A 14,028-nucleotide genomic window follows, 5' to 3' on the forward strand; every position below is an offset into this window, starting at 1 on the left:
GTTACTATTTTCTCAAAGCTATTTTTTAAAACCTGGGCTCTATGACAGTTTTTACTGTTGAAAGTTTAATCCGAAATTACTTGCTATTCTTAGTCAAGTGACCTCTATTTCGATACACTAAGATAAGCCTTTATTAGTAAAAAACTAATATCACAATAATTTTATCTGGGATAGCATTGAAAGAGGTGTAAAGTATTGGTTTTTAAATTATAGTGAGGGCTTGACCGTTTTATTTGACAGTGGTTATAATGGGGACAAATAGCGTCCAGGCTAAAAAAATGACAGGTAGGTTGGCTGTTGGTCATTTTCAGTGTAATGCCACGGTAGCGCAGCAGTAGCGGTAAAATTTTTACCGGTTAGCCATGATAGCAGGAGCGTATTGCAGTTGGAAAGCCGGAAAATTTTATCTTGGAGAAAATTAAGTAGCAAAAAAATGGATCAGATTAAAGCGGCTCTTATACAGTGGATCTGAGAATTGACGAAGAAAGAATATTGAGCAGTTAGGGGAAAGATAGTGGAAAAGATCACTTTATGAGTCTACGTTATTTTGTAATAACCTATAGACATTAATATTATTTTTAATTTTTAATTATTTAATAAATAAGAGATTATGATGCTTATCTCGTTGTGAATGAATTAGTGATCATTGCACATGATCAACAATAAATCAATTTTTGTTATTTTTACAGCAAATGAACAATAATGATACCCAAAAGAAACTTAGAAATATCATTGAAGGAACTATCATTGAGGGGGAAACGGATAATTGCACAGCAATCAGAAATCTCCTATGCGCAAGCTTTAGCACAAGTACAACGGTTAAAAGAGATTTCGACAGTAAATCAATCATTAAAAAAGAGCAGGCCGAATTCTTAATACAGTATAGTGTTGAAAATAACTTATGGGTAGTTAATCTGCCTAAGGAAAACAAATTTTTGGCAAAAGGAGGAGAGGCCAGAATTTATTTTAATAGTCATGGTAAAAGTGTTATTAAGTTAAATGATGCTATTTACTATGCAACATGGCTTGAATATTTTAATAGCCTTGTTATTCATAATCTACTTTTCCCAAATACTTCATATACTTTTATTGGCTTTACAGGAATGGAGAATTCTTTATGTGCAATTGTAGAGCAATTGTTTGTTACATCTGATGCGCTAGTTGATTTATCTGATGTGAGGGCCTTACTAAGATATAATGGTTTTGAGAACACAAGAAGAAATGATTATTATAATAAAGAGCTGGGTTTAATTCTCGAGGACATACATGATGAAAATGTGATTGTAAATTCTAATACTCTATTTTTTATTGATACAGTATTTTATACAGCTTTTCAAGATAAGTAATGATAGTTTGTTATTAACAAGATATTCCTCGTCATCCAATTAAGCAACATACGCTTATTCCACCGCCTCCCAATCCTGCTTCAACACACTAAAATCTCTTTGCAGGCCATTTTCCTGGCAAAAGTCATAGAGCTCTTTCAACCTTTTTTTATTATCGTACTTAAAATTCCAGAATAACTTCTTTTGACATTCAGAACAAAGGCGGTTGGGAGCGGTATCTGTTTCACTCAAACTGTTACTGCCATTCATAATACATCTGGCAAATGTGCAATGTTGAATAGCCATCATATGTCCTATTTCGTGAGAGGATATATTTATCAGCCTGCTTAAACATAGCAAAAAATTAGCGCTGTCTAGGAGTTGGTTTTGTAGTCTGTAAATAGAGCTTACGCCTACTCTTTTAGCATACGAGGCCAATCCAAATACATAGTTCCATTCTTTTTTTGGATACAGGTCTTTTGCACTGATGGCCATTAATGCGATGCCATCTTCTGGTGTTTTGCCAATAAGTAAACTGTCCAGTACATAAGGGGCCAGCAGTTGTACATGATTTTCTTGTTGCCGGGTGGCAGATGTGGGAATGATACTATCTGAAACCGCCTTCAATAACACGGTCTTCTGCTGAAAGAAAATGGCGATGTAGTCCCGTGTCAGCTGTAATGTTTTCTCCTGCAGTAGGGTAAAGTCGCCAACAGGCATTAAGTAAATGACGGACTTGCCGGTATGAGGTCTTATAGGATTGCCTTTTTTATATTCATCAAAACTTTGCCCCTTTTCCTTATGTTCAAAAAGCCATTCACCTTCTTTCGGAGGGGCAAGTTTTACATCATTTTCTTCGATAGCCCTGAAGTATTCGAGTTGTGTTAAAATGGTGGGATCTTTCTCTTCGTTGTTATGACAGGAGAAGAGAGAAATGAGGAAGATAAAAAGGAGCATTCTCATATCATGGCAGCTATTGGTACTGGGATTGGTATTGCAGGATAAATTATATGTCAGGGAGTATCAGTTTCCCCGTCACTAAAACTAAGTTAATAAAAACTAAGATTATTGGTAACATTTCCTTAAACTTGTGTTCTCCATATTATTAAGGTGTACTATCTGAATGTGCCTGCTATTGACAACGAATGATGAGCAATGATCAAATATTAATAGATAGCGCCAAATCCGGCAATGAGCTGGCTTTTCAGCAATTGTTTGACAAATACTGGCAGGACTTGTACCGCATCGCTTATCAACGTGTAAGATCAGAAGCCGATGCACAGGACCTGGTGCAGGACGTGTTTATTGCTTTCTGGAATAACATTGATAAGGTAAAAGCCGGCGAGTCAATAGCCGGATATCTGTTTACAGCACTGCGTAATAAAGTATTTGATTTTTATGAGAAGCAACAGGTACGGCTGCATTATATCCTGGAGTTGCCTTTCCATCCTGCTGACACGCCGGAGCAGCCTTTAGAGAATATCACCAACAAAGAACTCCGCAATGTGGTAGCTGCGGCAGTAGCATCGCTACCGGCCAAAATGAAAGAAATTTATCAGCTGAGCCGGGAACAACACCTGACTGTGGCAGAAATAGCCACGTTGCTGTCGCTGTCGCCCCAAACCGTAAAGAACCAACTCACTACAGCCCTACAGCGTGTACGGAACGAGGTACAGCGGTATTTTCTTTTGTTCCTGCTTTGAGATACCTCCCTTTTTGTTCCTGATGCAGGCGATCGGAGCTTTACTATTCCGGTTTTAATCATTTCCTGAAATTTTTTTTCTGCGCCCTGGTACTTCGTGGCCAGTTACCCGTTATTACCTGTAATAGACGTTATCGCTATATGGACGAACAGCTGCTGTCGCTTATTAAAAAATACAATCAGGGCACATGCACTCCGGAAGAAAAGGAGCTGCTGGAATCATGGTATCATGCTGCCAGTCTGAATAACACAGCAATAAAGCCACCGGCTGCAGGTTGGGAAGAAACGCGTAAAATCATCTGGGCGAATGTCCATGCACAAAGGCCCAAACAGCAACGACGTATCCGGTTGCTTAGCTGGCAGTCTGCAGCAGCGGCAGTTTTGGTGCTCTTTACCATTACAGGTTTGTATAGGATATGGCAGATGCAACAGCCTCAATGGACCGAGATACGTACTACAGCAGGGGAAATCAGGCAGGTGATATTACCGGATAGTTCTTCCGTGATCATGAACGGAAATGCGGTATTGCGCTACGCCAGCAGCTGGAATAAGATAAAAGAAAGAGAGGTATGGATAACGGGAGAAGCATTTTTTGATGTTAAACACCTGCATCGGAAAGGTACACCGGTAACTGATCCGGAACGCTTCCTGGTGCACGCCGGCGTGATGCAGTTAGCCGTATTGGGTACATCTTTTAACGTAAATACCCGTACCGGAATGAACAGCGTAGTACTCGAAACAGGACGCGTACAACTCAGCAGTGAAACAGGCCGTTTCCAGCCGGTAGTGATGCAGCCCGGCGAAATGCTTACTGTCAGTGGCGCCAACGAAACAGTAAAAAAGGAGAAAATCAATACGAGGATATATACCGCCTGGAAAACAGGCAAATTGGAATTGGATAAAACAAATTTTGGAGATGTCGTGAAGTTTATTGGATATAATTATGGACGTAAAATAGGTATCCGGGATACGCTGCTGTTGAACAGACAGCTTTCCGGAGGTACGGTAGATACAAATGATGAACAACAGCTTTACACTATTTTGTCAACTATTTTAAAGATTAATATTCGCCAACAAGGCGATTCGCTCATCATTTCCCACCAATAATGATGACAGCGAGAAGGATTATATCAACCAATTAAAAAGAAACATTTATTATGAACCGCTTTATTCTGCTCCTGGCGGGAGTATTGTCATTGCTATGCCCTGATAATATGGTCACCGCTGCAGTTCCTTCGCCCTTACCGGCGCCGGAGAATCCTATGCAAACGCATGCAACGCCACTGCCGTTGTTGCTAAAGAAGATACAACAGCGATACAAAGTGAGCTTTATTTATGAAGAAACCCTCCTGAAAGGGAAAGCCTGTACCTGTGATGTGTCACAAATTAAACGGGAAGAATTGGAGAGATACATGAGCAATATTTTAGCACAAATGGAATTGCAGCTCAGAAAATTCAATGACCATACCTATGCCATCATAAGCGCAGATACGCCGGGCGGTGCGCCGGCTTCTCCCGGACAACCGGTGGAAGAAACGGGACCGCATAAACAGCTGGATGCACTCCATACACCTACACCGGCAAATACCTTCAACATCTCCACAGATGATGGGCTGCAGCAACGCATCGTTATCAGTGGACGTATTGTGGCAGAAGAAAATGAAGAACCCCTGCCCGGGGCCACCATATTAATAAAAGGCACTACTATTGGCACTACCGCCGATGAGGAAGGTAATTTCATCCTGAGAGCACCGGTGGCCAGGGTGCTGGTGTTGAAGCATATCGGGTACGAACAGAAAGAGCTGTCACTCGGTGAAAAAAAGACAAATCTCATTATCCGTTTAACCGGTAAATCGAAAACTTTAACGGATGTAGTAGTAACTGGTGTATATAAACGGCCGGTGGAGAATTTTACCGGCTCCGCCAAAACTATTACCGCAGAAGAATTACAGCGGGTATCTCCCCAGAATATATTGGCTGCAATCAGTGTGCTGGATCCTTCTTTTCAAATGCCGGAAAATATTAATCTGGGATCAGATCCCAACCGGCTGCCGGATGTACAGTTAAGAGGACAAAATAATTTTCCTGTACAGTCGGGTAGAAGCAGTAGTGCGAGTTTGCGTAGCATGTATGGTGATAAACCCAATGCGCCCATGTTTGTACTCGACGGTTTCGAAGTAAGTATGCAACGCATCTTTGATCTGGATATGAACCGTGTATCGAGGATCACTATCCTGAAGGATGCAGCGGCTACCGCTATTTATGGCTCCCGTGCATCCAATGGCGTTATTGTCATCGATACCCGGCAGCCGAAAGAAGGCGCCGTAAGAGTATCCTACAGAGGTGGCATACAGGTAGAAGCGCCGGACCTCACCGGTTATGATCTGCTGAATGCAAAAGAAAAACTGCAGCTCGAAAAAGATGCGGGCAGGTATATATCCACCCGTTTCCAGGGTGATCAGCTTACGCTGGATGAAGAATATAACCGGCGTTTAAAAGCGGTTACAAGTGGCGTCAATACTTACTGGCTGTCGCAACCACTGCAAACCGGTGTAGGTAGCACGCATTCACTTTACCTCGAAGGCGGGGATAATGCGGTGCGTTACGGCGTGAATATGGGCTACCAGGATAACGTAGGTGTGATGAAAGGTTCCGGACGAAAAAATCTGAGTGGCGGCGTCACACTGAATTATCGTAGCAACAAATTACTCTTTGGTAACGATCTTTCTGTTAACTCCAATAAAGCCACTAATTCGCCCTACGGCTCCTTTAGCCAGTATGCAAAAATGAATCCCTATAACAAGGCATTTGATGAGAATGGCAACCCGCTCCGCTACCTGGATACCAGCTGGATAGGGTATACTTACAATTACTCAGACAATCCCATTTATAACGCCAACGTGGGTACGCAGAATTTCAGTCAGTATTTTTCACTCACCAATAATTTCAGGTTTGAGTGGTCGGCCTTATCATGGCTCCGTTTTAACGGTAGTTTCAGCTTTACCAAAGGAACGGAGGAAGCCAATGACTTCAAACCGGCAGCACATACCAGCTTTGATAATGCAGACTTCAGCCAGAAGGGGAGCTATCTGAAAACGAATGGCAAAAGTGACAACTATAATGCTACCCTTGGTTTTGACATCCGAAAGATGTTAGGCAAAAGCTTGTTGTATGTAACCGGCGGTGGTAACCTGAGCGAGGTACAGAATGAATCGTCCGGTGTGCTGGCCACTGGTTTTCCGAATGCAAGGATGGATAATATTATTTTTGCCAGCGGATATGCTACCAATACCAAACCCACTGGTATACAGGGTGTCAGCAGGCTGGTGAGCGCGCGCATGAACGTCAACTACTCTTATGATAACCGTTACCTTGCCGATTTTTCCAGTAGCCTGGATGCGTCTTCCCAGTTTGGAAAAGATAAAAGCCTCGCACCTTTCTGGTCATTCGGTGTAGGCTGGAACCTGCATCGGGAAGGGTTTCTGAAAAACAACCCACAAATTAATTTCCTTAAACTGAGAGCTTCCGTTGGTACTACCGGCGACCAGCGCTTTCCGCCCTACATGGCCATTACCACCTATACCTATGCCACTGAACGTTATTACCTGTCACAGTTAAGTGCTTACTTGCTGGGATATGGAAATTCCGCATTGGGATGGCAAAAAGGATTTAAGCGGAATATAGGAATGGATGCCACTTTCTGGCATAACCGCTGGAGTCTGAGCGCCGACTACTATAATAACAGCACCAACGACCTGATACTGGATATCAACACGCCTCCATCGTTGGGATTTTCCAGCTTTAAAGAAAACGTAGGCTCCCTGCGCAACAAAGGATGGCAAGCCAGCACCAATGTGGTAGTTATACAGCGCACCAAACAGGAGTTTTTCTGGAGAGTAGGTGTGTCTGCATATCATAACACCAATAAGATCGATAAAATCTCAAATACACTGAAAAAACTGAATGCTGATAACGACAAATTCACAAATGCTGACGACAAAAAACAACAACTATACCCACGCACGCGCTTCGAGGAAGGCCAGTCGCTGAGTGCCATATGGGGCGTGAAAAGCATGGGCATTGACCCTGCCAGCGGACAGGAATTGTTTATGCGTAAAGATGGCACCTATACCTACACCTGGGACCCCAATGATAAAGTAGTGCTGGGAGATAGCGAGCCGAAAGTATCAGGTACCCTCTCCACAGGTGTTGACTATAAGGGGATCAGTCTGAATATCTATCTCATGTACCGTTTGGGTGGCCAGATCTATAACCAAACCCTCGTAGACCGCGTGGAAAATGCAGATATTACTTATAACGTAGACAGGCGGGTATCGGAACAGCGCTGGCGAAAGCCGGGCGATCACACCATGTATAAAGGGATTACCTACACTACTTCTTATGGCCTGGCGCAACCGGTATCATCACCTACCTATGCTACTTCCCGGTTTGTGCAAACAGAAAATATGCTGGATTGCAGCAGCATTTCTGCGAGCTACCGGTTCCCTGATCAATGGTTCAAAGCAATGAAAATGTCGAACACGCGCATCGATTTTTATCTGAATAATCCATTCCGTATTTCAAGTATCAAACGCGAACGTGGACTGGACTATCCTTTTGCCAACACCTTCAGTATTAATATTAACACCACTTTCTTTTAACTGAAAAAAGCAGATTGTATGAAAAATATCAGGATCATATGCATATGCCTGTTGCTGCCAGGATTCTTTTCCTGTAAAAAATGGCTGGATGTACGCCCGGCTACAGAAATCCGGCAGGAAAATATGTTTGAAACAGAAAGCGGATTCAAAGAAGCCCTCTTTGGTGTATATATGAAAATGGGTGGAACATCGCTTTACGGTGGCACGCAAACGTTAACGGTAATGGACGTACTGGCACAATACTACAATGTGCAGGATTTCAGTAACAAATACGCCAATTTCGGTAAATACAATTACACCGATATACAGGTAAGAGCAACACTTGATTCGATCTGGAACGGGAACTACGAATGTATCGCCAATCTTAATAACCTGCTGACGGCCATCGATGAACACAAGCAGGTGTTTACCGGTCAGCATTATAACCTGGTAAAGGGAGAAGCCCTGGGACTGAGAGCCTTCCTGCATTTCAACCTGCTGCGCCTATATGGAGCCTCTGTGGCTACAGGGGCAGGAAAAAAAGCAATCCCATATGTTACGACTTTCAGTAAACTGGTCACACCAGTCAGCACTACCGCCGGAGCAATAGATAAGTGTTTGCAGGACCTGGACGCAGCCGATAGCCTGTTAAAAGTACAGCAGAAATTATTTTATGATGACCTGGATCCTTTCCAGTCTTATACCCGTAACCATTTCAATTACTGGGCTGTACAAGCCTTACGGGCCAGAATAAATCTTTATAAAGGAGATAAGGCAAAGGCGCTGCAGTATGCGCGTGCTGTTATTGACCAAAACATTTTTCCTTTTGGAGATCCCAATACTTTTAATGCTGCCTACAACAGCGATCGTACCTTTTCTACAGAACACGTATTTGCCATACAGGTGTCCAATTTAAAAGGATTGTATGATTATGAGTTTAAGCCGGGCAGTACGAATTCGGTCACTATCTACCAGCTACCTGCTGTGGTGGACGATATGTTTGAAATTGCCAAAGGTGGGGCTACTGATTATCGCTATCGTTATCTGACGGCCAGACAGGGAGCGCAGGTGCTGTTTACCAAATATCTGCAGGATGTTAGAGGCGGCATACAGATCCTGGGGCAGGTACCACTTATAAAACTATCAGAACTTTATTATATCGCTGCAGAAGCTGCACCTGACAAAACAGCTGCCATGAACTATCTCAACACGATGCGCAGCAAAAGAGGACTGGTGGCCTTACCGGGGGCGCTCGATGACGATGCTTTCCGGGGAGAACTAACAAAGGAATATACAAAGGAGTTCTGTGGAGAAGGACAGCTGTTCTTTTATTTCAAACGGCTTAATCGTCTGCAGATCCCACGCACCACTGTTCAGATGAGTGATGCTACTTATGTATTGCCGTTGCCGGAGAATGAAGTGGAATTTGGTAACCGTTAAATTATTTACACATGAAATTACTTTTCAGATACTTCAGCGGGTTAGTAATAGCAACGATGCTTACCTGCTGCGCGAAGGATACCCCCAGGTTTGCAGATCAGGAAGGATTGTATATCAATAAGGGAATAATGGACAGCTATAAAGACAGCGTCACCTATTCATTTGCAGTGAAACCGGATGCACTCCTGCAGGACACCGTTTTTTTACCGGTGCGTATTACGGGTGTGGCGGTGGCACATGACCGGCAGGCGCCGGTAGTAGCGATTAAAGATAGTTCTACCGCCATTGCTGGTCAACACTATGAACTTCCGGTATGTCTTATCAGAGCTGATAGTTTCAGCGCACGTTTTGCAGTAGTGGTGAAGCGCAGTCCGGATCTGAAAGGAAAGGAAGTTCGTTTGTGGTTGCAGGTATCGCCTAACACTGATTTTCCATTGAACATCACGCGCCTGGCCAGCGGATATAGCCCTTTCTACCTGGTACGGATAAACGACAAACTCACGAAGCCCGATAAATGGGAAGCGGCGGGCAGCTGGCTGCAAACATTTTTTGGTAACTACAGTGAAACAAAATTCAAATTTATCATAAAAGTAACCGGCAGGAGCAACTGGCCACCGAGAGGACGCGATGGAGCCGGCGCGCCCGTACTGAATGATATGTATAATTACTCCAGTATGGTGCATGAGGCCCTGCGTTTGTACGAAGCAGCCAATGGCCCAATGCTCGATGAAAAGGGCGACCGCGTAGTGTTTCCCTGATGTAATGCATTCGTTTATACATTAACGTTAAAATAACAGGCATGAATCTCCTGAAAAAAATAAAAGCGCTGTTGCCGGTGATAATACTCTTACTGGCTGGGTGCTACAAAGATAAAGGTAACTATACCTACACACCCATTGCTGAAATGACGATTAGCGGATTGCCGGATACTGTCAATGCTATTCTATTGGATACGCTCAGATTGCAACCCGTTATCACACAGCCCGGAGGGAGCAACGACAGGTATAATTATGAGTGGTTTGTAGTGGACTACAAAGCCAATACCCGTACTTCCGTAGCGGCTACGCTCTCATTGAAAATGCCGGTAGTTGCCGGTATTGGCAGCTACCCGCTTGTATTCCGGGTCACAGATAAAAACACCGGTATCAGCAGTACGAAGCAAGTCACAATGATCGTGAAATCATTATTAAGCAACGGTGCCCTGTTACTGGAGGAAGGACCACAGGGTGGTGATCTGAGCCAGGTAACGCCCGAATACAAAGTATATCGCCACCTGTATAGCCAGGTAAACCAGGGAGCAATGCTATCGCTACCCCTGAAAGGAATCATGGGTAGCTACAACGATAACAACCGGTACCAGCAACAGGTAATTTTCGTAAATGCCGGTGCAGATCCTGTGATGCTGGACGTACAAACTTATGTGAAGAAAGGAGGAGTATCACAGCAATTTCAACAGGCGCCGCAGCTACTGGCTCCCGGATATTATAACTGTAGTAATGATGCCTACGTTGTTAATAACGGAAAGATATACGGTATGCAGGGAGCTACTGATAACCCTATCAAATTTGTAGCACCCATGGCGGGTGATTATAAAGTGGCACCTTATCTCTACCCACTCTATAGCTGGTTTGCTGCTTTTGCTACTTATGATGAGAAGAACGGACAGTTCGCCTATGGTGCAGATGCAGGTGGAACCTTGCTTTACTATCCACCAGCAAATGGATCCGGTGCGTTTGATCTGAATAATGTGAAAAAGCAATTTGTATACGCAGCGCGCACCACTAACGAATATACGTTATGGCTGATGAAAGACAGTAATGGCAAACTGTATGTATACATTGTTAACCCCGACAGTAATACGGCGGCTGCCGCTGTCCAGTACGTGGAGGTGAACAACGCACCTGGAATGCAATCCTCTGGTACTTTTACAGTATCCACAAGAGTGCCGCAATTGTACTACGGCGCCGCCAACCAACTGTATTTATATGACTATAAAGCCAACAGCGCGAGAAGTCTGTACTCGATGCCGGCAAATGAAAGTATTACTGCTTTGCAACTCCTGCCGGATAAAACAGATAATGAATGGACGTACACCACACAAAATAAGTTGCTGGCAATTACCTGGAATGGTACGGAAAGTAAGCTGTACTATTTCGATATAGAAGATACAGGTGAGTTGAACGGAGGTAAACCAGTAAAGATGGTAGATGGATTCGGCAAAATTGTCTCCCTCTTTTATAAGTAAACGTAAAATCATTAACCAACCATACCAATTTTCCTGCTTCGGGAGCTAGTTCGCGAAAAGCAGGTAGAGATCATTCACCCATCATAAGAAACAAGTATGAAATTATGGATCCTGATTGGCCTGTGCCTCCCTTTGCTGGCACAGGCCCAGCAGCCAGCAGCACAAAGCTTTGTTATTAAAGGCAGTGTAAAAGAGACCGGCCCTTTGAACCGGCTGATCTATCTGCGTTATGAACAAAATGGTGTACAACAACTCGATAGCGCTGCTATCACAAATAATAATTATCGTTTCAGCGGTATGCTTAACTACCCGGTAAAAGCTACATTGTTTTTTGCTGTTCCCGATAGTACCGCCAGGTATTTTCAGCAAACACATTTTATCAAGCCTTATGAATGCCCGTTTTATTTAGATGCAGGGCAGCTGGATATCGAGGCCGACACATCACTGGTAGCGGCCAGGATAAACGGTTCGGCGGCACAGACAGACTACGAATTGCTGGAACAACAACTTAAAGTTGTTTACGATAAAGAGAATAAGCTTTATAACGAGGAAGGCAAACCTGCTTATGATAAAAATGATTCGGTGGCGATGGCCCGCTACCTGGAAAAAGCCTACCGACTGGATGATGAAACAGTAGCCCTGCGATGGGAATTTATGGATAAGCATCCTTCCTCCGGTATCGTTCTGGACCTATTGCAGGAATGCACCAGCTCTTTCCTGGATCCTGTAGTAGCCACGCCGGTGCTATCGCACATGTCTGCGGCCCTGCAGTTATCACCTGCCGGAAAAGCATATGCCAGGCGCCTGGAGAAAGCAAAGCTCACCGCTGCTGGTGCTCTGGCACCGGATTTTGTGTTGAACAACAACATTAGCCATCCTACACGTCTTTCAGACTTTAAAGGGAAACTGGTATTGCTGGATTTCTGGGGCAGTTGGTGTGGACCATGTCGTATGAGCAACCCCCACCTCAAACAAATGTACACCGCCTATAAGCCGCAGGGATTTGAAATCGTGGCAGTATCCTGCGAAAGGGGTGGCACCTTACAGCAACAGCAGGATAAGTGGAGAAAGGCGTTGAAAGAAGATGGGATGAACTGGGTGAATTTACTGAACAATGATGGGCCGCACGCCGAAGATGTGGCGAAGCTATATGGTGTTACTGCTTTTCCTACCAAGCTGCTGATAGACAGAAATGGAAAAGTGATCAGGCGTTTCGTAGGCAATACGCCGCTGAAGCAGGAGGAATTGGAGCAGCTGGTGAAAGAACACCTCGCCGCTTCGCAGAATTAATCATCGTGTGTTAACTTAAAAAAACTGCTGTTACAGACTAAATTTGTAACGGCAGTTTTGTGTGAATAACTCCGAAATCGCATCGCTAAAGCGTCAGGATTTCATGAGTAATTTAGCAACAGCTCCACTAATATCTAGCTTCAGGATAGTCTCCAGCCAAAGCCATTGACCCAATGGATTTACTTCGAGGAATGTATAGGCCCCATCCTCTTCTACTATGAAATCATATGCGCCATAAGCAAGTCCCATAGCCTGATGAAAGGCAAGTAGTTTTTTTTCAAACGCTGTTTCCAGTATTATGGTTTCATACCTCAAATCAAGCTGCTCTCTACGCCAATCCAGCATGGCATTGGTGTTTTCCTGGGAATATATTTTTACAGGAAAAACCTGATCGCCTGCAACGGTTATTCTCAGTTCATATTTCTTATCAACATATGTTTGAAAGATACACGGTGCTATAGATATATTTTCCTTGTGTGAGGGGAGCTCTTTCACCGATACGGAATTCGCGTATAATATTTTTTTGGGGGGCGACACAAAATAGCTAAGCGGTTTATACAATACCTCCCGGGAGGCAGAAAAATGTGCTTCTATAGCATCGTAACTATTACTGATGATGGTTCTCGGTATTTTAAACCCGAAAGATTGCGCCTGATGTAATTGAAATGGTTTACTTCTAAGCAGTTGATCAGTTTTCCGGTGGTTTACCCAGAAACAGTGATCCAGGTAGAAACTCAATGTTTCTAGCAAAAGCATCCATTCCCGCTGAATAAAATTCTTCGAGGCTACTTCTTCTAAATTCTCAGGAAACTTAGAGAAGTCAGGTTTTACTCTCCACCAAACAGCCATAATTTCCTGTAAGGTGGTGGAACTATTCCCATTTTCAATCTCTATCCTGAATGGATCATAATAGAACGACACTTTTCCCAATGCGCCATTCAGCGGATTCAAATAAAAAACGCGATATTTTTCCTTGTCGATTTTACGCACGACTTCCATCACATGGGGATCATGTTTGTCCCCAATGATTAATATCACATTTTTCATAGTTATGGAGTATAGGGTATTGTTGATTTATTTGTTCGTTTACCAGTCAATTCCGGCGTCTACGCCGCCATCTGTTAAAGGAACATCAGTAGAGTACGTAGTGGGTATAGTAGTAGAAAGGTCGCGTTCTTTGGCGCTGGTAACAGCTTTGGGTGTTTCAGATAGTTTTTCTCCCAGTGGTTTTATCACAACTGTTTGATCCGGGTCTACTTCGAGGGTAATTTTAATTTTCTTGCTCATGGGGTGTATGTTTATAATAAAAGTTACTAAAGATATTTAACATGGCAATAAAATGGAGAATTTCTGTTTTAATTAATCTACAGGTAGTGAGGATACATA

Annotated in this window: 11 protein-coding genes; 8 read left to right on the forward strand and 3 right to left on the reverse strand. The window is 43.5% G+C overall.

Annotated features, from left to right (window positions below; genetic code table 11):
• Nucleotides 1–692 precede the first annotated feature (692 nt).
• Nucleotides 693–1,346, forward strand: coding sequence for a hypothetical protein (locus tag AB4Z08_RS11725; RefSeq protein ID WP_441573918.1), 654 nt, complete (start codon nt 693–695; stop codon nt 1,344–1,346).
• Between the two features lie 54 nt (nt 1,347–1,400).
• Here the strand turns inward: AB4Z08_RS11725 and AB4Z08_RS11730 are convergent, their stop codons facing one another.
• On the reverse strand, nt 1,401–2,288 hold the full coding sequence (locus AB4Z08_RS11730) for an archaemetzincin (protein WP_441573919.1): 888 nt from the start codon (nt 2,286–2,288) through the stop codon (nt 1,401–1,403).
• A gap of 182 nt (nt 2,289–2,470) precedes the next feature.
• Here AB4Z08_RS11730 and AB4Z08_RS11735 point away from each other — a divergent pair, with 182 nt between their 5' ends.
• The 7 genes from AB4Z08_RS11735 (at nt 2,471) to AB4Z08_RS11765 (ending at nt 12,642) form a co-directional block, all read left to right on the forward strand.
• Nucleotides 2,471–3,028, forward strand: coding sequence for an RNA polymerase sigma factor (locus AB4Z08_RS11735; RefSeq protein WP_441573920.1), 558 nt, complete (start codon nt 2,471–2,473; stop codon nt 3,026–3,028).
• 140 nt (nt 3,029–3,168) lie between these two features.
• Nucleotides 3,169–4,134 (forward strand): FecR family protein, encoded by a 966-nt coding sequence (locus AB4Z08_RS11740; protein WP_441573921.1) that lies wholly within the window; start codon nt 3,169–3,171, stop codon nt 4,132–4,134.
• A gap of 50 nt (nt 4,135–4,184) precedes the next feature.
• Nucleotides 4,185–7,688 carry a SusC/RagA family TonB-linked outer membrane protein gene (locus AB4Z08_RS11745; protein WP_441573922.1) on the forward strand — a complete coding sequence of 1,168 codons (3,504 nt, stop codon included), beginning with the start codon at nt 4,185–4,187 and terminating at the stop codon, nt 7,686–7,688.
• 18 nt (nt 7,689–7,706) lie between these two features.
• Entirely contained in the window at nt 7,707–9,107 is a 1,401-nt protein-coding gene (locus tag AB4Z08_RS11750) for a RagB/SusD family nutrient uptake outer membrane protein (RefSeq protein WP_441573923.1), read from the forward strand.
• A gap of 11 nt (nt 9,108–9,118) precedes the next feature.
• Nucleotides 9,119–9,865, forward strand: a complete 747-nt coding sequence (locus AB4Z08_RS11755) for a DUF4843 domain-containing protein (RefSeq protein WP_441573924.1) — start codon at nt 9,119–9,121, stop codon at nt 9,863–9,865.
• Between the two features lie 41 nt (nt 9,866–9,906).
• Nucleotides 9,907–11,352: a PKD-like family lipoprotein gene (locus tag AB4Z08_RS11760; protein ID WP_441573925.1), complete on the forward strand. Its 1,446-nt coding sequence runs from the start codon at nt 9,907–9,909 to the stop codon at nt 11,350–11,352.
• 96 nt (nt 11,353–11,448) lie between these two features.
• Nucleotides 11,449–12,642 carry a thioredoxin-like domain-containing protein gene (locus AB4Z08_RS11765; RefSeq protein ID WP_441573926.1) on the forward strand — a complete coding sequence of 398 codons (1,194 nt, stop codon included), beginning with the start codon at nt 11,449–11,451 and terminating at the stop codon, nt 12,640–12,642.
• A gap of 93 nt (nt 12,643–12,735) precedes the next feature.
• Here AB4Z08_RS11765 and AB4Z08_RS11770 read toward each other — a convergent pair whose 3' ends face one another.
• Nucleotides 12,736–13,689, reverse strand: a complete 954-nt coding sequence (locus tag AB4Z08_RS11770) for a hypothetical protein (protein ID WP_441573927.1) — start codon at nt 13,687–13,689, stop codon at nt 12,736–12,738.
• Between the two features lie 39 nt (nt 13,690–13,728).
• Nucleotides 13,729–13,929 carry a hypothetical protein gene (locus tag AB4Z08_RS11775; RefSeq protein ID WP_441573928.1) on the reverse strand — a complete coding sequence of 67 codons (201 nt, stop codon included), beginning with the start codon at nt 13,927–13,929 and terminating at the stop codon, nt 13,729–13,731.
• Nucleotides 13,930–14,028 lie beyond the last annotated feature (99 nt).

This window comes from Chitinophaga sp. RAB17, from assembly GCF_052114225.1.
Classification (GTDB): Bacteria; Bacteroidota; Bacteroidia; order Chitinophagales; family Chitinophagaceae; genus Chitinophaga.